25 protein-coding genes are annotated in these 24187 nt (G+C 35.5%); 24 read left to right on the forward strand and 1 reads right to left on the reverse strand.

The annotated features are described in order from the left end of the window. Positions 1-220: 220 nt before the first annotated feature. The 18 genes from mraZ to sigG all read left to right on the forward strand — a co-directional run bounded on the left by mraZ (position 221) and on the right by sigG (position 20013). The gene (gene mraZ / locus GI584_RS10435; protein ID WP_100360745.1) at positions 221-652 is read left to right on the forward strand and encodes a division/cell wall cluster transcriptional repressor MraZ; all 432 of its coding nucleotides are present in this window, start codon (positions 221-223) and stop codon (positions 650-652) included. Between the two features lie 24 nt (positions 653-676). Beyond that, positions 677-1636, forward strand: a complete 960-nt coding sequence (rsmH, locus tag GI584_RS10440) for a 16S rRNA (cytosine(1402)-N(4))-methyltransferase RsmH (RefSeq protein ID WP_100360744.1) — start codon at positions 677-679, stop codon at positions 1634-1636. Positions 1637-1651: 15 nt separating this feature from the next. Beyond that, entirely contained in the window at positions 1652-2032 is a 381-nt protein-coding gene (gene ftsL / locus GI584_RS10445) for a cell division protein FtsL (protein ID WP_100360743.1), read from the forward strand. 9 nt (positions 2033-2041) lie between these two features. Continuing rightward, positions 2042-4246, forward strand: a complete 2205-nt coding sequence (locus GI584_RS10450; RefSeq protein WP_153791193.1) for a penicillin-binding transpeptidase domain-containing protein — start codon at positions 2042-2044, stop codon at positions 4244-4246. An 81-nt stretch (positions 4247-4327) separates the two neighbouring features. Then, positions 4328-6253, forward strand: coding sequence for a stage V sporulation protein D (locus GI584_RS10455; RefSeq protein ID WP_153791194.1), 1926 nt, complete (start codon positions 4328-4330; stop codon positions 6251-6253). Positions 6254-6341: 88 nt separating this feature from the next. Beyond that, complete coding sequence (locus tag GI584_RS10460; RefSeq protein WP_153791195.1) at positions 6342-7802, forward strand: UDP-N-acetylmuramoyl-L-alanyl-D-glutamate--2,6-diaminopimelate ligase; 1461 nt, start codon at positions 6342-6344, stop codon at positions 7800-7802. A gap of 30 nt (positions 7803-7832) precedes the next feature. Then, positions 7833-8819 carry a phospho-N-acetylmuramoyl-pentapeptide-transferase gene (gene mraY, locus GI584_RS10465; protein ID WP_153791196.1) on the forward strand — a complete coding sequence of 329 codons (987 nt, stop codon included), beginning with the start codon at positions 7833-7835 and terminating at the stop codon, positions 8817-8819. Next, positions 8816-10162, forward strand: coding sequence for a UDP-N-acetylmuramoyl-L-alanine--D-glutamate ligase (gene murD / locus GI584_RS10470; protein ID WP_153791197.1), 1347 nt, complete (start codon positions 8816-8818; stop codon positions 10160-10162). Before mraY ends, murD begins: the two co-directional genes overlap by 4 nt. Positions 10163-10253: 91 nt before the next feature. Further along, entirely contained in the window at positions 10254-11360 is a 1107-nt protein-coding gene (gene spoVE / locus GI584_RS10475) for a stage V sporulation protein E (RefSeq protein ID WP_153791198.1), read from the forward strand. 105 nt (positions 11361-11465) lie between these two features. Beyond that, positions 11466-12260, forward strand: a complete 795-nt coding sequence (locus GI584_RS10480) for a cell division protein FtsQ/DivIB (protein ID WP_100360736.1) — start codon at positions 11466-11468, stop codon at positions 12258-12260. Continuing rightward, positions 12250-12936 (forward strand): DUF881 domain-containing protein, encoded by a 687-nt coding sequence (locus GI584_RS10485; protein ID WP_153791199.1) that lies wholly within the window; start codon positions 12250-12252, stop codon positions 12934-12936. The genes GI584_RS10480 and GI584_RS10485 overlap by 11 nt, the downstream gene beginning before the upstream one ends. A 4-nt stretch (positions 12937-12940) precedes the next feature. Next, positions 12941-13666 carry a DUF881 domain-containing protein gene (locus GI584_RS10490; RefSeq protein WP_194842178.1) on the forward strand — a complete coding sequence of 242 codons (726 nt, stop codon included), beginning with the start codon at positions 12941-12943 and terminating at the stop codon, positions 13664-13666. Then, positions 13666-14028 carry a small basic family protein gene (locus GI584_RS10495; RefSeq protein ID WP_100360733.1) on the forward strand — a complete coding sequence of 121 codons (363 nt, stop codon included), beginning with the start codon at positions 13666-13668 and terminating at the stop codon, positions 14026-14028. Before GI584_RS10490 ends, GI584_RS10495 begins: the two co-directional genes overlap by 1 nt. Positions 14029-14158: 130 nt before the next feature. Beyond that, entirely contained in the window at positions 14159-15457 is a 1299-nt protein-coding gene (ftsA, locus tag GI584_RS10500; protein ID WP_100360732.1) for a cell division protein FtsA, read from the forward strand. Between the two features lie 68 nt (positions 15458-15525). After that, entirely contained in the window at positions 15526-16674 is a 1149-nt protein-coding gene (gene ftsZ / locus GI584_RS10505; RefSeq protein WP_100360731.1) for a cell division protein FtsZ, read from the forward strand. A gap of 826 nt (positions 16675-17500) precedes the next feature. After that, the gene (spoIIGA, locus tag GI584_RS10510) at positions 17501-18394 is read left to right on the forward strand and encodes a sigma-E processing peptidase SpoIIGA (protein WP_228552390.1); all 894 of its coding nucleotides are present in this window, start codon (positions 17501-17503) and stop codon (positions 18392-18394) included. Positions 18395-18421: 27 nt separating this feature from the next. Further along, positions 18422-19141 carry an RNA polymerase sporulation sigma factor SigE gene (gene sigE / locus GI584_RS10515; RefSeq protein ID WP_153791201.1) on the forward strand — a complete coding sequence of 240 codons (720 nt, stop codon included), beginning with the start codon at positions 18422-18424 and terminating at the stop codon, positions 19139-19141. Between the two features lie 92 nt (positions 19142-19233). After that, positions 19234-20013 carry an RNA polymerase sporulation sigma factor SigG gene (sigG, locus tag GI584_RS10520; RefSeq protein WP_100360728.1) on the forward strand — a complete coding sequence of 260 codons (780 nt, stop codon included), beginning with the start codon at positions 19234-19236 and terminating at the stop codon, positions 20011-20013. A gap of 478 nt (positions 20014-20491) precedes the next feature. Here the strand turns inward: sigG and GI584_RS10525 are convergent, their stop codons facing one another. Further along, complete coding sequence (locus GI584_RS10525; protein WP_153791202.1) at positions 20492-20665, reverse strand: YfhD family protein; 174 nt, start codon at positions 20663-20665, stop codon at positions 20492-20494. A gap of 132 nt (positions 20666-20797) precedes the next feature. Between GI584_RS10525 and GI584_RS10530 the strand changes: the two genes are divergently transcribed. From GI584_RS10530 to GI584_RS10555, 6 genes are all read left to right on the forward strand, one after another. Then, positions 20798-21091, forward strand: a complete 294-nt coding sequence (locus tag GI584_RS10530; RefSeq protein WP_100360726.1) for a YlmC/YmxH family sporulation protein — start codon at positions 20798-20800, stop codon at positions 21089-21091. Between the two features lie 63 nt (positions 21092-21154). Next, positions 21155-21955 (forward strand): peptidoglycan editing factor PgeF, encoded by an 801-nt coding sequence (gene pgeF, locus GI584_RS10535; RefSeq protein ID WP_194842179.1) that lies wholly within the window; start codon positions 21155-21157, stop codon positions 21953-21955. A 22-nt stretch (positions 21956-21977) separates the two neighbouring features. After that, positions 21978-22658 carry a YggS family pyridoxal phosphate-dependent enzyme gene (locus tag GI584_RS10540; protein WP_153791204.1) on the forward strand — a complete coding sequence of 227 codons (681 nt, stop codon included), beginning with the start codon at positions 21978-21980 and terminating at the stop codon, positions 22656-22658. A 12-nt stretch (positions 22659-22670) separates the two neighbouring features. Next, entirely contained in the window at positions 22671-23105 is a 435-nt protein-coding gene (locus tag GI584_RS10545) for a cell division protein SepF (protein WP_100360723.1), read from the forward strand. Between the two features lie 8 nt (positions 23106-23113). After that, positions 23114-23398 (forward strand): YggT family protein, encoded by a 285-nt coding sequence (locus GI584_RS10550; RefSeq protein WP_100360722.1) that lies wholly within the window; start codon positions 23114-23116, stop codon positions 23396-23398. 8 nt (positions 23399-23406) lie between these two features. Then, a complete protein-coding gene (locus GI584_RS10555; protein WP_100360721.1) occupies positions 23407-24180 on the forward strand; it encodes a YlmH family RNA-binding protein in 774 nt (257 codons plus the stop codon). Positions 24181-24187: the final 7 nt, after the last annotated feature.

Consider the following 24187-nt stretch of genomic DNA (forward strand, 5'->3'; position numbering starts at 1 on the left):
ATTTTCACTAGTTCACAGTTTGTATCTACTTCGAATCAGGTGATCAGAGTAGGAACGGTTTTGTTTTGCTTGTATTTCTTATGGTCTTTTAGACACTGATACAAAGCGTTTTATCGCAATAAATGTAACACTACAAAAAAATGGTTATTTTTTTTGAAGATTTAGTGGTGAAAAGTGGGGGAATGTGGTACGATAAAGTTAGAAAGTGGGGTGCCTTGGTATGTTCATGGGAGAATATCAACATAACATTGATACAAAAGGACGTATAATTGTTCCTTCTAAGTTCAGAGACGGATTAGGAGATCAGTTTGTCGTTACTCGTGGATTAGATCAATGTTTGTTTGCATACCCAATGAGCGAATGGCGCCAATTAGAAGAAAAACTAAAAAAATTACCATTAACTAAAAAAGATGCCCGAGCATTTACCCGCTTTTTCTTTTCTGGCGCAGTTGAATGTGAACTAGATAAGCAGGGAAGAATAAACATACCTGCTCCACTTCGCAAATATGCAGGAATTGAAAAAGAATGTGCGGTAATTGGGGTATCAAGCCGTGTAGAATTTTGGGCAGAAGATAAATGGAATGAGTTTGTAGATGTATCAGAAGAATCATTTGCAGAAATTGCGGAAAATATGATGGATTTTGATTTGTAAAGACAACAAGATAGGGGTGACTCCATGTTTGGACATTATACGGTATTAAAAAAAGAAACTGTCAATGGTCTCCATATAAATCCGGATGGCATTTATATTGATTGTACATTAGGTGGTGGTGGACACTCTGGGTACATATTAGAACAGTTGAGTGATAAAGGCAGATTGATCGCGTTTGATCAAGATCAAGATGCTATTGATGCTGCTAAAGAAAGATTAAAAGATCAACTGGAACAAGTCACCTTGATACAACGGAATTTCCGCCATTTAAGTGAAGAATTAGAAAGATTGCAAATACGAGAAGTAAATGGTGTATTGTTTGATTTAGGTGTCTCCTCTCCACAGTTAGATAGAGGTGAGCGGGGCTTCAGCTATCAGCATGATGCGCACTTAGATATGCGAATGAATCAAAAAAGTGAATTAAATGCATTTGAAATAGTGAATAAATGGCCATATGAAGATCTTGTATCGATTTTCTTCAAATATGGTGAAGAGAAGTTTTCTAAGCAAATCGCAAGAAAAATCGAATCAGAACGAGAGAAAAAAACAATTGAAACTACGTTTGAATTAGTTGACGTTATAAAAGAAGCAATCCCTGCTCCTGCCAGAAGAAAAGGCGGTCATCCTGCTAAACGTATATTTCAAGCAATTAGGATTGCAGTTAATGATGAACTGAAATCTTTTGAAGATGCATTATATCAAGCTGGAAGATCCCTGTGTATTGGCGGGCGAATTTCAGTTATTACATTCCACTCACTGGAAGATCGAATCTGTAAACAAACATTTAAAAAATGGAGTACGTCACCACCAGTACCAAAGAACATTCCAGTAATACCAGAGGAGTTCCAACCTCCGTTTCGTCTAATTAACCGAAAACCAATTTTACCATCAGATGACGAATTGGAAGAAAATCGTCGTTCAAGATCAGCTAAGTTAAGAGTGGTTGAAAAAGTAAAAGATTGGAACGAAACAGACATTAAATAGAAGGGTGGCAAAAACATGAGTAGTCAGCATGCAAGAGTTTATTCCACACACGATCAGGTGAGAGAAAAAGTTCAACAACCGAATGTAGTTAGAAAAAAAGTAAAGGTTCAGAAGCGCTGGGTTACACGTGGTGAGAAAATTATGTATTCTATATTTGCTGTAATATTCCTGAGTTGTTCTGCTTACTTGGTCACGTATAGTGCTTCGTTAGACCAATTAAACAGAAATGTTGAATCGTTAAATACTCAAATTCAACAGCAGAGTGTACATAACAAAAACCTTGCTTTTAAACAAAAAGAATTAAGCCAACCCGAACGTATTATTGAATACGCCAAAGAACACGGCTTAAAAGTTCAAAACACCCAAGTGAAACAAGCAACTGAATTAAAAGATTAGGTGTTAACAATGAAAAGTAAAAAAACACAAATCATGCCAACTGTTTGGATTGTTATTTTTACCACGTTATTTCTAATCATTGCTGGAAGGTTTTTGTATATCCAAGTATCTGGAGAAGTATCTGGTGTTTCCATTCAACAGTTGGCAGATCAAAAAAGAACCAATAACTACAATATTCCTGCAAGTAGAGGGACAATTTATGACCGTAATGGTATGGCGCTAGCTCAAGAGCATATCGTGTATCGCTTATATGCTATTGTTGATGAATCACATACTACCAATCCTCTGTACCCTAAACATGTTAAAGATGTAGAGGAAACAGCGCAAAAATTAGCGCCCATATTAGAAATGGATGAAAGTGACATAGCGGAGCGTTTAAACGATGGTATTAGCAATGAAAGGTTCCAAGTGGAATTCGGCTCTAACGCCAGGGAGTTAAATCAGGAACAGAAAGAAGAGATTGAAGCTTTAGAGTTAAGTGGAATTAATTTTATTGAGGAACCAATCCGTTTCTATCCAAATGGTATGTTTGCTTCCCATACGATCGGTTTAACAGATAAACAGGATGATAAGATTTTTGGTATTAATGGTGTAGAAGGTTTCATGAATGATTACCTTATTGGTGAAGATGGTTCGATTTCTTATCAACGTGATAAATTTAATATGAAACTATTAGATCCAAAAGAGGTCATAAATAAACCTGACAATGGTGATGATGTATATTTAACACTTGATCAAAAAGTTCAAACATTAGTTGAAGATGCACTATCTGAGGTGGAAGAAGAGTATGACCCTGATAGAATGACAGCTGTTGTCATGAATGCTAAAACTGGAGAAATACTTTCTCTGAGTAATAGACCAAGTTATAATCCTAATAGTATTGGTGAAGTACAGAACTGGTATAATGATGTAATTGCCACACCATTCGAACCTGGTTCCACGATGAAAATATTTACATTAGCTTCAGCAATTGAAGAAGGTGTGTGGAATCCTGATGATGAATTCCAGTCAGGCACATACAAAGTTGGTAATATAACTATTGGAGACCACAATGGTCGTCGTGGTTGGGGTGAAATCAGTTACTTAGAAGGGATTCAACGGTCTTCTAACGTAGGGATAGCAAAACTAGCCTATGAAAAAATAGGGCCTGATAGGTTTTTAGAGTATTTACAAGATTTTGACTTTGATAAAAAAACCGATATTGATTTACCAGGAGAAGTTGCAGGTAGGATCCTTTACAACTGGGAAAGTGAAAAAGTAACAACAGCATTTGGTCAGGGAACAACTACCACCCCAATTCAATTAATGAAAGCAGCAACTGCCATAGCAAACGACGGTAAAATGTTAAAACCATATATCATTGAAAAAACGTTGGATCATGAAACAAAAGAAGTGATAGCTGAACATGAACCGGAAGTGGTTGGAGAACCAATCTCGTCTGAAACTGCGAAAAAAACGTTGGAAGTACTAGAAACAGTTATTACTTCAGAAAATGGTACAGGTCATAACATTTATAACTTGAATGATTATACTGTTGCAGGTAAAACAGGTACGGCACAAATTCCAGATTCGGAAAATAAAGGTTATAAAACAGGAAAAGAAAATTATGTTTTTTCTTTCTTAGGAATGGCTCCTGCAGATGATCCAAAATTAATTATGTATGTTTCGGTGAAAGAACCAAACTTAGATCAGACAGAATCTGGATCGGCACCTGTTTCGTTTGTCTTTAAAAATGTAATGGAAAATAGTTTGCGTTATTTAAATATTGAACCAGATAAAGAAGCAACAGAGCCTATCGAAGTAGTAGAGATACCTGTGTGGGAAGATAAACAAACAGATTCATATGTAAATAAATTAAAAGATTTAGGCATAGAACCAATTGTTATCGGTGATGGTGAACATGTCAAAAAGGTAAACTTAGAATCAGGTACCAAAATAACAACAAGGCAAACTGTTTTGGTGGCAACAGATAATATGAAAATGCCGGATCTTAAGGGATGGTCATTTAGAGATGTTTTATCTTTCCGAGACTTTTTAGATTTAGATCTAGAGTGGATGGGAAGTGGTTATGTCAAGAAACAGAGTATTGAGAAAGGATCATCTCTTAACGAAAAAGATTATTTAATGGTTGAACTGGAAGAACCCGATGTACCGGAAGATCAGGAAAATGCATCAGATGAATCCGGTGATGATGAGATCGAAGAAGAGGAGTAAACAATATTACACAGTGTTCTATTCAGCCTTTCACAAACATATATTGGGACAAACAGTTTCTTGAACTAAAGGAGATATGTCATGAAACGGATAACCAATATTAAGGTGCAACGCAGAATAGTCACTGTGTTTCTTTTTGCATTAATCATTATGGGAGTTATTGTAGCGCGGTTAGGGTATGTGCAATTTATTTGGTCTGACTTTCTTATTGCTGAGGCAGAAGACCTGTGGAGTAGAGACATTGTCTTTGAACCGGAAAGAGGGAAGATCATTGACATTAATGAAGAGGTTTTGGCAGAGAATGTGTCAGCTCCTACTGTTATGATCGTACCAAGACAAGTGACAGAACCGGAAAAGACTGCAGAAAAATTAGCAAGTGTACTGGAGATGAATTATCAAGATGTACTGGAAGCTATTCATAAAAATGAACGAATTGTAATTCTGCAACCAGAAGGTCGAAAAATATCTGAAGAAAAAGCAATGGCTGTTCAAATGTTAGATTTAGAAGGAATTTATATCGCGGAAGACTCGATTAGACACTATCCTAATGGGGCTTATTTGTCACATGTACTTGGCTTTAGTGGCATTGATAATCAAGGATTAACAGGCCTTGAATTGATGTATGAAGAGATGTTAAGTGGGACAGAAGGCAGTTTATCCTTTTACAGTGATGCAAAAGGAAAAAGAATGCCACAAATGGCTGATAAATATACTGCTCCTGAAGATGGGTATGATCTTCAGCTCACAATAGATAGTAAAGTTCAAACAATTATGGAGAGAGAATTAGATATTGCAGAGGAAAAATATAACCCAGATGGTGCTATAGCTATTGCTGTGAATCCAAAGGATGGCAGCATTTTAGGAATGTCCTCAAGACCCAACTTTGATCCTGCAAATTATCAGGATATTAGTGCCGAAGTATATAATCGCAATTTACCAATTTGGAGTACGTATGAACCTGGGTCTACTTTTAAAATTATTACGCTAGCCGCAGCTTTGGAAGAAGGACTTGTTGATTTGGAAAACGATGAATATGTGGATGATGGAGATATTGAAGTAGGTGGAACACATTTGCATTGCTGGAAAAGTGGGGGGCATGGCCATCAAACTTTTTTAGAAGTTGTCCAAAATTCGTGTAACCCTGGATTTATAGTGTTAGGACAAAAGCTAGGAAAAGAAAAGCTATTTTCTTATATTGAGGAGTTTGGTTTTGGACAAAAAACAGGTGTGGATTTACAAGGTGAAGCTACTGGGATTATGTTTGACTTAGATAATGTTGGTCCTGTTGAGCTGGCGACTACCTCTTTCGGTCAAGGTGTATCCGTTACACCTATCCAGCAAGTCATGGCAGTCTCAGCAGCCGTTAACGGTGGTTATTTATATGAGCCATTTGTTGCAAAATCCTTTCTTGACCCGGTGACAGGTGAAGCCGTAGATACGACAGAGCCTGTATTGAAAAATCGAATTATTTCATCAGAAACGTCTAAAGAAGTACGTGAGACTCTTGAATCTGTTGTTGCTTTAGGAACTGGTAGAAGCGCATATGTGGATGGCTATCGAATTGGAGGAAAAACTGGTACGGCCCAAAAGGTCGGTGAAGATGGAAAATATATGGAGAATAACCACATTGTATCATTCATCGGCTTTGCACCAGCAAATGATCCTGAAATAGTTGTGTATGTTGCTGTAGATAATCCAAAAGATGTTGTACAATTTGGTGGAGTGGTAGCTGCTCCAATTGTCGGTACCATTATTGAAGATAGTCTACGTGCATTAGGAGTGCCAAAGCAAGCCGATGGAATTGAAAAGGATTACCAATGGCCTGAATCTCCTCCTGTTGAAGTACCTGACTTAATTGGTTTAAATAAAAGTGACTTACAGCAATATCTGGTTTCCTTACAAGTTGATGTAGTTGGAGAAGGAAATTATATTATTGATCAAGCACCAGCTCCAGGAGAAAAAGTACAAGAGGGAAGTAAAATCAGGCTTGTTTTAGGTAATAAATAGTTATAAAGATTTATCGTAAAGTTTAAAAGTCTTTGATATAATAATGTAGTTGTTTATAAAAAGTAACCCAAAAGAAAAGGTGACAAATATGAATGCAAAAGACTTAATCGAAAATTTACCAGATTATCAATGTGAACAAAACCTTGATATGATTAATATAGAACATATAGAAATGGATCACAGACTTTTAAAAACAGATTCTTTATTTGTTTGTATTAAAGGACATACCGTGGATGGTCACCAATTTGCAGAAGCTGCCGTCGAAAATGGTGCAACAGTCATCCTTGCGGAAAAAGAATTGGATCTTTCTGTCCCGGTTGTTATCGTTCCAGATACAGCTAGGGCATTGGCTCATTTAGCAAACATTTTTTATGATCATTCTTCCAGTAAACTAAAAGTTATTGGTGTCACAGGTACAAATGGAAAGACCTCAGTTACACATATCATTGACGAAATCCACCAGTATGCGATGCAAAAAACAGCCTTAATTGGTACGATTCAAATGGTGATTGATGGTGAGAGTCATCCAGTTAAAAACACAACACCTGATGCTTTATTTTTGCAAAAAAACCTACATGAAATGGTCGAAAAGAAGATAGATGTTGCCACAATGGAAGTATCTTCACACGCTTTGGACTTAGGGAGAGTTCATGGTGTAGATATCGATATCGCTGTATTTACTAATTTAAGTCAAGATCACCTTGATTATCATCAAACAATGCAAAATTACTTATATGCAAAGAGTTTATTATTTTCTCAGTTAGGAAATACGTTGAAACATGAAAGACCAAAATATGCAATTATTAATCAAGATGATGAATATGCTGAATTCTTAAAAAGAGCAACTGCTCAGCCGATTTTAACCTATGGTGTTCAAAATAAAGCATCTTTCCAAGCTATCAATGTAAAATTGATGGCTAATGGTGTTTCATTTATAATGAAAACACCTAAAGGCAATGTCTTAATCGAGAGTAAACTAATGGGCATGTTTAGTGTTTATAATCTATTGGCAGCGGCTGCTGCAGCTTATGCATCAGGAATCGAATTAGAGCTCATAAAAAATGTTTTAAACAATACTTCAGGAGTGAAAGGACGTTTCCAACCAGTAGAACATAAGAAAGCCTTTGGTGTTATAATTGATTATGCACACACACCTGATTCATTAGAAAATGTCCTGTCAACCATTAAACGATTCTGTGAAGGGAATATACATGTAGTAGTTGGTTGTGGTGGTGATCGTGATCGTAGTAAAAGACCGTTGATGGCAGAAGTTTCCTGCCAATATGCAGATCAAGCTATCTTTACTTCTGACAATCCACGTTCAGAGTCTCCGCAAGCTATTATAGATGACATGGTAAAAGGACTGAAAAATAACAATTATCAAACGGTGTTAGATCGTGAAGAAGCAATAAGACAAGCAATTGAACAGGCAAATGCTAAAGATGTAGTATTAATCGCTGGGAAAGGGCATGAAACATATCAAATTGTAGGCGATAAAGTCTTAGATTTTGATGATGAAAAAGTAGCGATAAAGTATCTAAATTCGTAACACCTGGATAGAAGATTGGAGAGAACATGGATGAATGAATATACATTTTTAATTACAGTAGCGATCGCATTTTTAATTACTGTCCTACTATCCCCGATTTTAATTCCTTTTCTAAAAAGGCTTAAATTTGGACAAAGTATAAGAGAAGAAGGACCTCAATCACACCAAAAAAAATCAGGTACTCCAACTATGGGTGGTGTCATGATTATTCTAAGTATTACGATAACCAGTATCGTTGTCGTTACCCGTGTCAATAATGGCGCCTTAGGATATGAAGTATTATTGTTATTATTAGTGTTGATTGGTTTTGGTTTATTAGGTTTTCTTGATGATTTCATTAAAGTTGTGTTAAAGCGAAATCTAGGATTAACCTCCAAACAAAAGTTGTTGGGACAAATCGTGATTGCCATTATTTTTTATATAGTTTTACTACAGCAAAATTTTTCAACTAGTATTGCTGTCCCAGGTACCACGATATCGTTTGACTTAGGATGGATGTATCCTATTTTTATAGTAGTAATGTTAGTTGGTGCTTCTAATGCAGTAAATCTTACGGATGGTCTAGATGGATTATTAGCTGGTACGGCGGCAATTGCTTTTGGAGCATTTGCAATATTGGCTTGGTACGGTATCCCAAATTTGACCGTGACATTGTTTAGTTTATCTGTTGTAGGTGCATTGCTAGGGTTCTTAGTATTTAATGCACACCCTGCTAAGGTATTTATGGGGGATACTGGATCGTTAGCGCTAGGTGGTGCGATTGCAGCCATTGCTATATTATTAAAGCTTGAGATTTTATTAGTTATTATCGGTGGTGTTTTCGTACTAGAGACATTGTCCGTTATCATTCAGGTTATTTCTTTTAAAACAAGAGGAAAAAGAATCTTTTTAATGAGTCCGTTACATCACCATTATGAGTTAAAAGGATGGTCGGAATGGCGTGTAGTTACTACCTTTTGGACGGTGGGGATATTGTTTGCTATATTAGGTATTTATATTGAGGTGTTGTCATCATGAGAAAATTAAAGGAATTCCCTTTTGCTAAAGTACTTGTGTTAGGTCTTGCAAAAAGTGGAACAGCTGTTGCGAAATTGTTAAATAGGAATGGTGTAGAAGTGATCGCCAATGATTTGAAAGCTTCTGAGGACGATGAGAATGTACAAAGTTTACAATCCCAAGGGATTTCTGTAATCGTTGGTGAACATCCCTTATCATTGCTTGACGATGTTGATGCAATTATTAAAAATCCAGGTGTTCCCTATGAAAATATATTAATAGATAATGCTGTCAAACAACGACTTCCTGTATTAACAGAAATAGAGTTAATACCGTATTTTGGTATTGATCAAATTATTGGAATCACTGGGTCCAATGGGAAAACGACGACAACAACTTTAATATATGAAATGTTTAAAAAAGCAGATTCACCTGTAAGTTTAGCGGGAAATATTGGCCATGTTGCATCAGAAGTTGCTGAGCAAATGAATGATAAACAAACGATGATAGCCGAATTATCTTCCTTTCAGCTATTAGGAATTGATATATTTAAACCTAGAATCGCGGTACTACTTAATCTTTTTGAAGCACATTTGGATTATCATCACACGTTGGAACATTATCAAAATGCAAAGGCGAATATATTTAAAAATCAATCGGATCATGACTTTTTGGTTTATAATGCTGATGATCAGCGTATCTTAAATATGATTAAAAACGCTAGCTCTAATCTTGTCCCATTTAGTCGTAAAGAAGTAGTTACAAACGGTACATATTGTGACGAAAAAGCAATATATTTCCGTGGGGAGAAAGTAATCGAATTAGCTTCCATTGTATTAGTGGGTGAACATAACCTAGAAAATATTTTAGCTGCTATTTCCGTGGCGAAGCTTCAAGGTATTTCAAACCAAGTCATTGAAACAGTCCTTACAACATTTACAGGAGTGACACATCGACTACAATTTGTTAAAGAAGTAAATGGACGAAAGTTTTATAATGATTCCAAGGCTACTAATATACTGGCAACAACCAAGGCTTTGTCAGCTTTTAATCAATCGATTATATTACTGGCAGGTGGCCTCGATCGGGGAAATGAATTTGATGATTTACTACCATACTTGGCAAACGTGAAGGCACTAGTGTTATTTGGAGAAACAAGTCCAAAATTAAGAAAAATTGGAGAAGCTAGTGGAATTGAAGATATAGAAATGGTAGATACAATGACAGAAGCTGTTCAAACAGCATATCAACTATCCAACAAAGATGATGTTGTCTTATTGTCTCCTGCTTGTGCGAGTTGGGATCAGTATAAAACCTTTGAAGAAAGAGGCAACATGTTTATGGAATCTGTGCATAAGTTATAATAGGGGGCTTGTCTATTATAATAAGCACAGACTGAGTTGTATAAAAATAAAACAAGCCCCTAATTCATTATAAGATTTGGGGGTTTTTTTCGTGCAACCTAATTTAAAAAGTCAACATAAGCCAGATTACTTCTTGATTTTTGTCATTATCGCTATTTTGTTGGTAGGAACCATTATGGTTTATAGTGCCTCCTCGATTTGGGCTGAGTATAAATTCAATGATTCTTTTTATTTCTTAAAGAGACAGCTCCTATTTGCTGGTGTTGGTGTAATTGCAATGTTGATTGTTTCCAATATTCCCTATTTTCAATGGATAAAGTATCGAAAATGGATTTTTATTGGTTCTTTAATCCTGTTAGTTGCTGTTTTGATTCCTGGAATAGGAATGGTCAGAGGTGGTGCAAGAAGTTGGATTGGCGTAGGTGCATTTAGCATTCAACCGGCCGAATTTATTAAACTTGCGATGATTATGTTTTTAAGTGGATTTCTAGTTAATCATCAGGATAAGATTACAGAATTCAAAAAAGGTTTCCTCCCACCACTTTTTCTTTCTGTAGTAGTTTTTCTTATTATTATGCTTCAGCCTGATTTAGGTACAGGTATGGTATTTCTTTTAACTTGTTTTGTGTTAATTTTTGTAGCCGGTGCTAAAATCATACACTTTGTATTTTTAGCAGGTTTTGGTGTAATTGGATTTTTGTTACTAATCATATCTGCTCCGTATAGAATTAATCGGATTACAGCATTTCTTGATCCCTGGCAGGATCCACTAGGGACTGGTTTTCAAATTATTCAGTCCTTGTATGCGATTGGTCCTGGAGGATTATTAGGCGTTGGTTTTGGTAACAGTTTGCAAAAATATTTTTATTTACCAGAACCGCATAACGATTTTATCTTTGCGATTATTGCAGAGGAGTTAGGGTTTTTAGGGGCAGGTTTTGTCATTGTGTTATTCTTTTTATTTATATGGCGAGGGATATTAACGGCAATCCACGCACCTGACCTATTCGCTAGATTACTAGCAATTGGAATTGTTGGTATGATTGCTATCCAAGTCATGATTAATATTAGTGTTGTCATTGGTTTGATTCCGGTCACTGGAATCACATTGCCTTTCTTGAGTTATGGTGGTTCTTCTTTGACATTGACTCTTTGTTCGGTTGGAATATTAATTAATATTAGTAAATATCGGCAATAAACTTGGGAGATTTGGATGATACCTAGTTAGTAGTGACTATGATATAATCGAAATGAGACATATATACAAATATTAGTGAATCGTAATAGAAAAGGAAGTATAGATATGGTACAAAAAAGAGTCGTTTCGATAGAAGATCGAATTCCAAAACTGAAACAAGAGCGCCGAAAAAAAGCAAACAGAAAACTGATTTTTTATCTGCTCATCTTTTTTGTATTAATTTTTATTGTGATTTATCTTCAATCACCTATGAGTTATGTGAAAAATATATCAGTAAATGGTTTGCAATGGCTATCTAAAGAAGAAATAATTAATCAAAGTGAAATAGAAGAAAATGTAAACTTTTGGGGAGTGCAAACGAAAGATTTAGAAGAAAATATTATTTCACACCCACAAGTAAAAGAGGCCGATGTCTCGAAATCATTTCCGAACACGATTATTATGGATGTAACTGAATTAAGTCATGTGGCATATGTTGAAATGGGCGGAAAGGTACAACCACTTTTGGAAAATGGTGAATTGTTAGATGATGTCACCTCTTCCAATATACATGGAGATGTTCCTATTTTAAAAGGATTTAAGGATAATCACTATTTACAAGAACTAGCAGGGGAATTTTCCAGTCTTTCTAGATATGTGTCTGCACTAATCTCTGAGGTGAAGTGGATTCCGTCCGACTCAAATCCGTATAAGATCAAACTATATATGACAGATGGTCAGGAGGTAGAGTCCTCCATTCGCAACTTATCTTCTAACCTAGATAGCTATCCTTCTATTGTAAGCCAGTTGGATCAGACAAAAGAAGGTATTATTAAAATTGAAGAAGGCGGAGCAGTATTTACTCCTTATAATGTAGATAAGGAAGAGGAGGAGGATATAGAAGAGGAAAATGAAGAGTAGACAGTTAATATTTGCGTTGGTCTTTTTGGTATTAGGCTTCTTGTTAACTTTTAGTTATCAGCACACAAAATCGACTGCAGAAATCGTACAAGTTAATAATCAGGAGTGGGAAAGAGATTATTATTACCGTAAACAATTAATCGACATGGAAGAAAAAAATAAACAATTAAGATCAGAATTAAATCAAATTCGACAAGAAGTACAATCCATTGAAAAAGAGTTAGGTGAAGAAGCCGATGTAATAAAAGATTTAGTAGACACCAAAGCGAACTTACAAAAAATGACTGGTGAATTGTCTATTAGTGGTGAGGGAATTATGGTGACATTAAAGGATGCAAGTTTTATTCCTGCGGAGGATCACGCGAATCAATATATTGTTCATGACCGGCACATTCATCAAACAGTAAACGAATTATTTAGTGCAGGCGCAAAAGCTGTAGCCATTAATGGACAGCGAATATACCGTAATAGTTACATATCTTGTATTGGCCCTGTTGTTTCAATTGATGGGACTTCATATCCTGCACCATTTGTGATATCTGCAATTGGTGAACAAGAAGTTTTGGATGTCAGTTTAAACCTTAGAAACGGAGTCATCGATCACCTTATCCAGGATAACATCGAAGTAACGATTGAGAAGAAATCTAATGTTGAAATGTACGCAAAGGATATGTGACGGTATGAAAAATATTTTTATAAAACAGTACTTTTCGATAGGGCTAGTTTGCTTATTGATCGGCTTGATGATTGCTATATTATTTAATACCAATCATCAAACTACAGAACGAGATACGAGAGACACCTGGGAAATTAGAACAGCACTGCTAGAGGAACAGAAGATTCAACAAAATCTGTACACGGAGATTGCGGAAGCAGAAACCACACTTCGTGAGTATCAAGAGCAAACAGAACATCAGCAAATTGAATCATTAAAAAATTCCATCAAACAATTACGAGAACAAGCAGGATTAACAGAAAAAAAGGGACAAGGTCTTATTATTACACTGGAACCGTTGTTTTTAGATGAAGATTTTCAAGAATATCCTGAAATCAACGCTGAATTACTTCAACTATTTATCAATGAATTGAATGCAGCTGGTGCAACCGAAATGGCCATTGAGAGCCAGCGAATTATTAATATAACACCAATAAGAGATGTAAATGAAAACATATATGTAAACAATAGTTCCATAGGAGATCTGCCAATAACAATATATGTTCTTACAAATGACGCTGAACAAATAATAAACCATTTAGAGGTTAGTGAAATAGGTGATTATTTCGCTTTAGAAAATGTTACAATTAGTATATCAGAACAAAGTGAAATCGTACTACCAGAGTACGGTGACCTGATTGACTTACAAGATGTAGATATCGTTGATGTCCCAGAAGAAGGTGAAAGCTAATGTGGTTACCAGCATTGTTTTTAATAATTGGTTTATTGTTAGGTTTTATGACGAATGTGACCATCCCGGATGAATATTCCAATTATTTATCTATTGCAGTATTGGCTGCTTTAGACACATTGTTTGGTGGTATCAGGGCACAATTAGATTCGAAGTTTGACCAAAAAGTATTTATTTCTGGTTTCTTCTTCAATGTTTCATTAGCTGCATTTTTAGCGTTTATAGGTGTCCAGCTAGGTATAGATTTATATTTAGCAGCAATTTTTGCATTTGGAGTAAGATTATTCCAGAATTTAGCTATTATTAGAAGGCTGTTATTAGGAAAATATTATCAATATAGAGAAGCAAAGAAAGATATTTAATATTTTTCCGGTAAATTTACATATATTCATGTAAAAATATTGTATTTTTTATTATAATAGTGTTTAATACAGTTTATTATACTTATATGAAATGAATCGTAGTTTAATGCATTGAAATAGGAGGTGCCTTATGGATAACGGTGAAATTCTAGTCAGCTTGGATATAGGTACATCAAAAATAAAGGTTATCATTGGAGAAATTCTCGGTGATTCTTTAAATGTGATTGGGGTTGGCACTGCAAAGTCTCTAGGTATGAAAAAAGGAGCTATTGTAGATATAGACGAGACTGTTCATTCAATCCGTACTGCAGTTGAACAAGCTGAGCGCATGGTAGATATACATATTGATCAAGTTATAGTTGGAATTAATGGTAATCATGTGCAATTACAACCATGTCATGGAGTAGTTGCAGTTTCTAGTGATGATAAGGAAATATCAGAAGAAGATATACATCGTGTATTGGATGCGGCACAGGTTATGTCCATTCCACCTGAAAGGGAAATTGTCGATGTAATACCAAAGCAATTTATCGTTGATGGTTTAGATGAAATTCGCGACCCTAGAGGGATGATTGGGGTTCGTTTAGAGATGGAAGGCACCATTATTACTTGTTCGAAAACAATGCTACATAACATTTTGAAATGTGTAGAAAAAGCCGGACTTAGTATTATGGATATTTGCTTGCAACCATTAGCAACAGGAGAGGTGGCTTTATCTCAAGACGAGAAAAATTTAGGAGTTGCATTACTTGATATTGGTGGGGGTAGTACAACCGTTTCCGTTTTCGAAGATGATGGGTTGGTGGCTACCAGTGTAGTACAACTAGGTGGTTATAATATTACAAAGGATCTATCTATTGGACTACGCACAACATCAGATGAAGCTGAGGATGTTAAACTGGATCATGGACATGCTTTCTTTAATGATGCCAATGAAGAAGAAACATTTGAAGTGAATATCATTGGTAGTAATCAAAGACAATTGTATAATCAACTAGATTTAACAGAAATAATTGAAGCTAGATTAGAAGAGATTTTGGTATATAGTGCACGTGAGATTCAAAAAATGGGGTATGATGAAATACCAGGTGGTCTGGTACTTACAGGCGGTACGATGAGTATGCCTGGGGCTGCTGACTTAGCACAGGATATTTACCAAAGTAATGTTAGAATTGCAATTCCTGATTATATTGGAGTACGTGAACCACAGTTTACTGCAGGTATTGGTATCTTGAAATTTGCGTACAAGAATGCGAAAATACAAGGGAAAGAGTTTTCGGATGCGGTAACAGTTCAACGAGAACAAGTACGTCAGGCTGAAAATGAAAAACCAAAACCAAAACGAACTAAGAAGTCAGCAAACAAACAAGATGTGAAAGAAAAGAAAGAACCTAAATTAGCAAACTTCTTCAAATATTTCTTTGATTAAGAATATTGAAGGAAATGGAGATGCGGAAAAAGACAGACTATTAATCTAGCAAAGTGGGAGGAAATGGTATGTTAGACTTTGATACGAATATGGATCAACTAGCTACGATAAAAGTAATCGGTGTAGGCGGTGGTGGAAGTAACGCTGTAAACCGAATGATAGAGCACGGTGTTCAAGGTGTTGAATTTATTGCTGTTAATACAGATGCACAAGCATTAAATCTTTCTAAAGCAGAAGTGAAAATGCAAATTGGCACAAAATTAACACGAGGTTTAGGTGCAGGAGCGAACCCAGAGGTAGGAAGAAAAGCAGCGGAAGAAAGCAAGGAACAAATTGAAGAAATCCTTAAAGGATCTGATATGGTCTTTGTTACTGCTGGTATGGGTGGTGGAACCGGAACAGGTGCTGCACCGGTAATTGCCCAAGTAGCCAAGGAGTTAGGAGCATTAACAGTAGGAGTAGTTACCCGCCCGTTTACTTTTGAAGGCAAAAAAAGAGCAACACAAGCTGTTTCAGGTATAGATGGATTGAAAAGTAGTGTAGATACACTTATTGTAATTCCAAATGATCGATTACTAGAAATAATTGATAAAAATACACCAATGTTAGAAGCATTCCGTGAAGCTGATAATGTATTACGACAAGGTGTACAAGGTATTTCTGATTTAATTGCAACTCCTGGATTAATTAACGTGGACTTTGCCGATGTGAAAACTATTATGGCTGATAAAGGTTCAGCATTAATGGGTATTGGTGTTGCTACAGGTGAAAGCCGAGCTGCTGAAGCGGCTAAAAAGGCTATTTCGTCTCCATTATTGGAAACTTCAATTGATGGTGCACATGGAGTACTTATGAATATTACAGGTGGCACAAACTTAAGCTTATATGAAGTTCAAGAAGCAGCAGACATTGTTACATCCGCAGCGGATCAAGAAGTGAATGTTATTTTCGGTTCCGTAATCAATGAAGATTTGAAGGATGAAATTGTTGTTACTGTTATTGCAACTGGTTTTGATGAAGCACAAATCAAGAATGCACAAAATAAACCAAAATCTGTTTTACAAGGAAGTTCTCCTAAGAGAGAAAAGCAGCAACAGCAACCAGAAAAAAACCAAGAACCAAGTCCAAGCCCATCTTCTTCCATTGCAAGACCAAAGCAAGAAGAAGACACATTAGATATTCCAACATTTTTAAGAAATCGAAATCGAAGAAGATAATAATATCCTTTATATCAATGCTGGGACACTGACAAAAACACGAACATTTTCAATGTTCGTGTTTTTTTAGTGGTGAAAGAAAGTATAAAATTGGGTATTAGTCTAGCTCCGAGCGCCCAAAAACAAGGCGAATTTATGAATCGCCCTACGATAAGTCTTCATCGGTACGTAAACTCACCATGATTCCTTTATCTCAGTTGATTCCAAAGTCGCTACATTTCTAAACGGGCGCTCTGCATTTTCTTATGGGTATACTATGGAAGCGCTCACCTTGCTCCTCGGAAAAAGTTCTCTCTTCCTTGGATAGAACGATTATATCCTGAGTACGGACATTTGTTCCGTTATTTGTGACAAAATTGCCGTTTTTGTGGGGGCTGCGGACATCTATTCCGCTATTCATCGAAACTAGTGCTAATTTAAGCCGAAATGAACTGAATAAGGGATTAAATGTCCGCCAACACCGTCAATGGGTAGTTATTTCTCCAACTAACGCACTAAATGTCCGCTCAACCAACGTTTTACCATAAATTAGTTCGCAGTTGTTATCTATTTTGCAGAAAAATAATGTTTATGTGCTTATTTCAACAAAATAGTGTTTAGGTATTATGAAGAGTATTGAAATAGGTTTATGCTTTCATATGATTCTTAGAAACATCTCTTACTTTATCCTTCACTTAAATGTCTCTTCACAAATTCAACATTTTTATCGATTTTTTCTGAAAACTAGATGATTTTTGCATACAAACTGTGACAGACTTCTTTCTTTCTTTTCTTTATACTAAATAGACAAGTAAAGCTTATTTAATATTAGCTGGAAAGGAAGGACATGGTGGTTGTTTATGTAGAAGTCATATGGCTACTCAATTTCATGATAGACTGGATGATTCTATTACTTACACAATCGATCACAAAACATATAACCAAATGGTATCGACTCGTAATAGCCAGTTTATTTGGATCTCTAATTGTACCGATATCCTTCATTATTCCAACATTTCCAATTGATTCATGGATATTAAAAATTGTACATTCTTTTATTATTATTTGGATTGCCTTTGGCTTTCAAAATGTTGCTATCTATTCTAAGCTGCTTTGTTCATTTTATTTTATGACATTTTCGATAGGTGGTGGCTTATTTGCCATTCACTTTTTATTTTCGACAGAAGATTATTTATCAACACAAGGTTTTGCTACAGATCAAATACATGGTCTATTTGTTTTAATTGGATTTCCTGTGATATTTTTCTTTACAAAATACCGAATGGACAAGCATAAAATGCAGCAGTTTCAGCAAGAGTTTTACTATAGTGTAACGATCAAGTGGAAAGGTAAACAAGTAGAAACAACAGGATATCTGGACAGTGGCAACCATTTAGTTGATCCGTTTACCCAGACCCCAGTCATTATTGTCGATGAAACCATTCTTGAGCACTGGTTTGACGAAGAAGAAATGATGCAGTTGCAAACATCTGCCAAAAGTTTGATGGAAGGTGAACTACAAGACTTTAATTCGTCCACTTTTCGAATATTACCTTTTCAAGGAGTGAGTGGACAACATGATTTTATGATTGCCTTTAAACCAGATTTACTTGAAATACATATGAAAAATGTACAACTTACCAACAAGAAGGTTTTAATAGGTATTCAATTTGGGAACTTAGTAGCTGATAACAGTTACCATTGTTTATTACACCCTAAGCTATTTCAGCAGACGGGGTGACACTATATAGGATAAGGAGTGGAAGGAATGCTAATCGTACAACAAAAATATAAAATGATTTTTTACAAAATTCTGAAGAAAATGGGCTTTAAAGTAGACGAAATTTACTATATTGGGGGAAGCGAAGCATTACCACCACCACTATCTAAAGAAGAGGAATATGAATTAATTCATCGGCTGCCAGTAGGAGATAAAGCTGCAAGGGCCATGTTAATTGAAAGAAATTTACGTCTTGTTGTTTATATTGCTCGAAAATTCGAAAATACAGGAATTAATATTGAAGATTTAATCAGTATTGGAACTATAGGCTTAATTAAAGCTATCAATACCTTTAATCCGGAAAAGAAAATTAAATTGGCTACTTATGCATCAAGATGTATCGAAAATGAGATATTAATGTATCTTCGGAAAAATAACAAAATAAAAACAGAAGTTTCTTTTGATGAACCATTAAATGTAGACTGGGATGGCAATGAGCTTTTACTCTCAGATGTGTTAGGTACGGATGAAGATGTAACATTTAAAGATTTGGAACAGAATATTGATAAATCATTATTAAGAAAAGCTTTAGAGCAATTAAATGGCAGGGAAAAACAAATTATGGAGTTAAGATTTGGTTTGGTTGATAAAGAAGAAATGACCCAAAAAGATGTTGCGGATTTACTTGGTATCTCGCAATCCTACATTTCACGACTTGAAAAAAAGATCATTAAAAGACTGCAAAAAGAGTTTAATAAAATGGTCTAAAAATACAAATGGTAAATCATGGATGATGCATAAAAACCTCCTGATTGGTGATACTGATTTTTGAGAAGGATCTCCAATTGGGAGGGTATTAAATGACAAGACATAAAGTTGAAATTTGTGGGGTAGATACAGCAACCTTACCAGTATTAAAGAATGATGAAATGCGAGTTTTATTTAAGGCTATGCAGAATGGGGATCAATCTGCACGGGAAAAATTAGTTAATGGTAATTTAAGATTAGTTTTAAGTGTTATTCAAAGATTTCATAATCGAGGGGAGTACGGTGATGATTTATTTCAAGTCGGTTGTATCGGTTTATTAAAATCAATTGATAATTTTGATTTAAGTCAGAATGTAAAGTTCTCGACCTATGCTGTCCCAATGATTATCGGTGAAATTAGACGTTATTTACGTGATAATAATCCGATAAGAGTATCCAGATCATTACGAGATATTGCCTATAAAGCGCTGCATGCAAGAGAGAAATTATTAAACAAAACGTCGAAGGATCCTTCTCCTATGGAAATTGCAGATGAATTAGATGTGCCTGTTACAGATGTAATTTTTGCTCTTGATGCGATTCAAGACCCTGTCTCATTATTTGAGCCTATTTTTAATGATGGCGGAGACCCTATTTACGTAATGGATCAAGTAGGTGACGACAATGTAAAAGATAATGACTGGATTAATCATTTATCGATAAAAGAAGGTATGCAGCGTTTAAATAAACGTGAAAAAATGATACTTAACAAACGCTTCTTCCAAGGTAAAACACAAATGGAAGTTGCAGAAGAAATTGGAATTTCACAAGCACAAGTGTCACGATTAGAAAAAGCAGCAATAAAAGAAATGAATAAAGAAATGTTTGAATAAGAAAAAGGGAGCAAAACCAACCGGTTTTGCTCCTTTTATTCGTAATAGATAACTACTGTAAACCAATGAAGTTTTTTCTTGATGTAGCTTTCTTCCATTCTGTTTATAGTTGAGTGCTAACTCGACGCTGCGGAAAAAATACTCGCTTTCCGTGGGGAACGCTTCAGCCTCCTCGGAAGCCAAGACCGCTTCCTGCGGGGTCTTCAGACTGTTCCTTTCCCACAGGAGTCTCGCATTTTTTCCGCAGCTTAGATTTGTGTTCTAATTAAATGACAGGAAATCCAATGGATATAGTTCCCTAAGTTCTATTCAACGATAATCAGAACACTAAAAATAGCGCAGTATTCTGCCGAAGCGGTGACATAACATTCTCTACAGAAAGAATGGAAGAAAGTAAATCTAAAAAGTATAACTTCGCAGTTTATGTATATTTTGTATTATTTTATACTTTTTCCCTCATGAAAGAAGCGATGAAATGTCATCGCTTCTTTGCTCTTTTGTCTGCTTTTTCGCTTCGTTCTTTTGCTTCTAAATCATCTGTATCTGCGAGTTCATTGGAGAATTCTACATCAATTCCATCTGTCTTTTCCATTTTAGGTGTTTGTGCTAGTGGATTTCTCGTAGTGTTTTTCTTATGTTCATCTCTACCCATATTAGTCACTCCTTTGCTTATCGAATAGTCTTTAGTGTTTACCAATTTCAATGGAACATGAGCGATTTTTATTGTCATAAACACCATATTTTTTAAGTCGTGACATATATTGATATAAAGGAGGAAGAGAAAATGATAACATTATCTACTTTACAAATGAAAGATATTGTGTATATTGAGGATGGAACAAAAATAGGTAATTTAACGGATATTGAGATAAATGTAGATCTTGGAAAAATTACAAACTTAGTAGTGGCAACAAAGACTAAAACGTTAGGAGTTTTTGGAGAATCACGAGAAATTATTATTCCTTGGGAGCATGTCATGAAAATAGGTCATGATGTTATTTTGGTGAAAAAGAATGGAAATTTCTCAACTGTTCAAATTCAACAAAATGTTGATTCCTCCTCTTCTTATCAGCAATAAACGACATGGAACTGTATTGCTAAGCTAAAATATGATAAAATGATGTAAAATGGGAGGGGTATGATGACAGAACCCTTTATTCAACTTGAAGATCAAGGTATATTTTGGATTAAAGAATGGATGAGTAATAACTCAGAAATTAAAGCTGGTTTCACCACACGAGAGGGCGGTATTAGTCTACCGCCGTATCAGAGTAATAATCTTGGTTATCATGTGGAAGATCATCCAAGTGATGTATTACAAAATCGAAAAAATGTAGCGGAGTCTATTTCATTACCGTTAGACAACTGGGTGATGGCAGACCAAGTACATGGTAATCATGTACAGATAATTAAGGCAAAAGATAGTGGTAGTGGAGCATTTTCCAGAGATGATGCAATACCTGAAACAGATGGTTTAATCACAGCAGAGAAAAATTTGTTGTGTACCGCATTGTTTGCAGATTGTGTTCCTTTATTTTTCGCAGACAGAAAGAAGGGAACGGTTGCTATTTCACATGCAGGCTGGAAAGGAACTGTCTCCAATATTGCCAAATCAACCATTGATTCCTTTAAACAATTGTCGTCGAGCACAAAGGATATAGAAGTCGTAATTGGACCAAGTATTTGCGGATCATGTTATCAAGTGAATGATCATGTTATCCGTCATATTGATGCAAAATATGTTGATTCTTATCAAGGTTCTAATGGCCAATATCATTTGGATTTAAAAAATTTAAACTTTCAATTATTATTGGATGCAGGTATTTCACCTGACAAAATACATATTTCAAAATATTGTACATCCCATCATTCATCATTTTTCTCTCATCGAAGAGACCAGCATCCTACTGGAAGAATGATTGGTTTTATCGCATTAGTCTAACTGTGATGAAAGGAGTTTGAACATGACAGTAGCAGAAAATCTCACACAAATACAGGAAAATATCATACAAGCATGTGACAAAGCTGGACGGGACCCTGAAGATATCACGATTATAGGGGTAACAAAATATGTTACAATAGAAAAAGCTGTAGAAGCGGTTCATTCCGGAGTCCGTCATTTAGGTGAAAATCGTATGGAAGGATTTCTGGAAAAGCAACAGGAAATTGGCGATCAAGCTAAATGGCATTTTATTGGTACGTTACAATCTCGGAAAGTAAAAGACATTATTAATAAGATAGATTATATTCATTCATTAGACCGAAAATCATTAGCGAAGGAAATTAATAAAAGAACGGACAAGCCTGTTGCTTGTTTTGTACAAGTGAATGTTAGTGGGGAAGAATCGAAACATGGGTTACAACCAGAAGATGTGGAATCCTTCATAAAGGTATTACAAAATTATCCAAACATTAGGGTAGTGGGATTAATGACGATGGCACCGCAAGTAGAGGATGAAAATATATTGCGTAATGTCTTCCGAACTTTACATAAGCTAAAGAGTAATATTCAAGAAAAGGGATGGGAACATGCACCGTGTCCGTATTTATCAATGGGAATGAGTAATGATTATCAGATTGCTATTGAAGAGGGTGCTACTCATATACGCATTGGTTCCCGTTTAGTGGGACCATATGAAGAATAGGGGTGATGAATGATGAGTATGAAGGGTAAATTCCGTAATTTCTTTGGAATTGAGGATGAAGAGTATGAAATTATTGAAGAGGAAGTAGAACAAGAGAATAAACCACAGAGACGAAGCGAAAGAAAAGATGACAAAGCCAATGTTGTCAGTTTAAAATCAGTTCAAAAAAGTGCGAAAATGGTTTTATTTGAACCCAGATCATTCAATGAAGTGCAAGATATTGCTGATCATATCGTTAATCGGCGATCAGTTGTTATTAACCTGCAACGAGTGGATACACAACAAGCCAGACAAATTATTGATTTTATGAGTGGAACAGTTTATGCAGTTTCTGGTCATATTAAAAAGTTAGGCTCACAGACTTTTTTATGTACACCAGAAAACATTGAAATTTCAGGAAATATTACGGAAATAATGGAAGAAACAGATCCAGAACAAAGGTGGTAAAGAATTAAATGGGATTTTTATATCAGATTTTACATTATGCTATGTTATTTTACACATATGCGATCATTATTTATATTTTAATGTCCTGGTTTCCAGGTGCAAGAGAGTCATCTTTCGGTCAAATGCTTGGTTCTATTGTGGAACCATATCTAGAGCCGTTTAGAAAAATTATTCCTCCAATCGGTGGTATGATTGATATTTCACCTATTGTGGCGATTTTCGTTTTACAATTCGCTATGCGTGGATTAGATTTCTTATTTGTTAGACTCCTTTCTACCGTCTTCGGTATATAGGTGATCTTATGGATTTATATCAGCATTTTAGGAAAGAGGAATACCCTTTTATAGATCAAGTATTGTCATGGCGTGATGAAGTAACGACCCGATATGAGCGAAAAGTAATGGATTTTCTCCATCCAAGGGAACAAAAAATTTTTGAGATGATTATTGGAAATGATGAAGAATTACAATTAGCATTCTTTGGTGGATGGGAATTAGCTGAGAGAAAACGTGCTATACTAGCACCTTTTTATGAAGAAATAAATGAATCGAGTTTTGAAGTGGACTTATTACAAGCAAAATTTCCACAAAAATTTGTTTCTGTAGAACATCGTGATGTGCTGGGAGCTTTTTTATCTGCTGGTATCAAACGAAAAAAAATGGGTGATATTGTTATTCACAATGATACCATTCAAATCCTCGTTGCATCAGATATAACTACTTATCTTATCACTAATGTAACGTCAATCAAGAAGGCGGGAGTAACTTTTGAAAGAGTTCCCATGTCAGAAAGGTTGCCATCTCAAGACACGTGGCAAGCACGAATGGCAACATGTGCTTCTTTACGCTTAGATGTAATAATCAAGGAAATGTATCAAGTGTCCAGACAACAAGCATTGAATGTGATCAAGAAAGGCTTGGTAAAAGTAAATTTCCAGACAATTGATCAACCATCCTTTTTACTTGAAGAGGATGATCTCATATCGATTAGAGGAAAAGGTAGGTCTAGAATCACTGAATTACAGGGTCGTACCAAAAAAGACAAAATAAGAATTACTTTTGAAAAATTATTATAACTTTTTG

It is taken from the genome of Gracilibacillus salitolerans (assembly GCF_009650095.1).
Lineage (GTDB): Bacteria > Bacillota > Bacilli > Bacillales > Amphibacillaceae > Gracilibacillus > Gracilibacillus salitolerans.

Bases quoted from the DNA above. Each gene is read 5' to 3' on its own strand.
- mraZ (WP_100360745.1), top strand. From the start codon at position 221: ATGTTCATGGGAGAATATCAACATAACATTGATACAAAAGGACGTATA.
- rsmH (WP_100360744.1), top strand. From the start codon at position 677: ATGTTTGGACATTATACGGTATTAAAAAAAGAAACTGTCAATGGTCTC.
- ftsL (WP_100360743.1), top strand. From the start codon at position 1,652: ATGAGTAGTCAGCATGCAAGAGTTTATTCCACACACGATCAGGTGAGA.
- GI584_RS10450 (WP_153791193.1), top strand. From the start codon at position 2,042: ATGAAAAGTAAAAAAACACAAATCATGCCAACTGTTTGGATTGTTATT.
- GI584_RS10455 (WP_153791194.1), top strand. From the start codon at position 4,328: ATGAAACGGATAACCAATATTAAGGTGCAACGCAGAATAGTCACTGTG.
- GI584_RS10460 (WP_153791195.1), top strand. From the start codon at position 6,342: ATGAATGCAAAAGACTTAATCGAAAATTTACCAGATTATCAATGTGAA.
- mraY (WP_153791196.1), top strand. From the start codon at position 7,833: ATGAATGAATATACATTTTTAATTACAGTAGCGATCGCATTTTTAATT.
- murD (WP_153791197.1), top strand. From the start codon at position 8,816: ATGAGAAAATTAAAGGAATTCCCTTTTGCTAAAGTACTTGTGTTAGGT.
- GI584_RS10480 (WP_100360736.1), top strand. From the start codon at position 11,466: ATGGTACAAAAAAGAGTCGTTTCGATAGAAGATCGAATTCCAAAACTG.
- GI584_RS10485 (WP_153791199.1), top strand. From the start codon at position 12,250: ATGAAGAGTAGACAGTTAATATTTGCGTTGGTCTTTTTGGTATTAGGC.
- GI584_RS10490 (WP_194842178.1), top strand. From the start codon at position 12,941: ATGAAAAATATTTTTATAAAACAGTACTTTTCGATAGGGCTAGTTTGC.
- GI584_RS10495 (WP_100360733.1), top strand. From the start codon at position 13,666: ATGTGGTTACCAGCATTGTTTTTAATAATTGGTTTATTGTTAGGTTTT.
- ftsA (WP_100360732.1), top strand. From the start codon at position 14,159: ATGGATAACGGTGAAATTCTAGTCAGCTTGGATATAGGTACATCAAAA.
- ftsZ (WP_100360731.1), top strand. From the start codon at position 15,526: ATGTTAGACTTTGATACGAATATGGATCAACTAGCTACGATAAAAGTA.
- spoIIGA (WP_228552390.1), top strand. From the start codon at position 17,501: ATGGTGGTTGTTTATGTAGAAGTCATATGGCTACTCAATTTCATGATA.
- sigE (WP_153791201.1), top strand. From the start codon at position 18,422: ATGCTAATCGTACAACAAAAATATAAAATGATTTTTTACAAAATTCTG.
- sigG (WP_100360728.1), top strand. From the start codon at position 19,234: ATGACAAGACATAAAGTTGAAATTTGTGGGGTAGATACAGCAACCTTA.
- GI584_RS10525 (WP_153791202.1), bottom strand. From the start codon at position 20,665: ATGGGTAGAGATGAACATAAGAAAAACACTACGAGAAATCCACTAGCA.
- GI584_RS10530 (WP_100360726.1), top strand. From the start codon at position 20,798: ATGATAACATTATCTACTTTACAAATGAAAGATATTGTGTATATTGAG.
- pgeF (WP_194842179.1), top strand. From the start codon at position 21,155: ATGACAGAACCCTTTATTCAACTTGAAGATCAAGGTATATTTTGGATT.
- GI584_RS10540 (WP_153791204.1), top strand. From the start codon at position 21,978: ATGACAGTAGCAGAAAATCTCACACAAATACAGGAAAATATCATACAA.
- GI584_RS10545 (WP_100360723.1), top strand. From the start codon at position 22,671: ATGAGTATGAAGGGTAAATTCCGTAATTTCTTTGGAATTGAGGATGAA.
- GI584_RS10550 (WP_100360722.1), top strand. From the start codon at position 23,114: ATGGGATTTTTATATCAGATTTTACATTATGCTATGTTATTTTACACA.
- GI584_RS10555 (WP_100360721.1), top strand. From the start codon at position 23,407: ATGGATTTATATCAGCATTTTAGGAAAGAGGAATACCCTTTTATAGAT.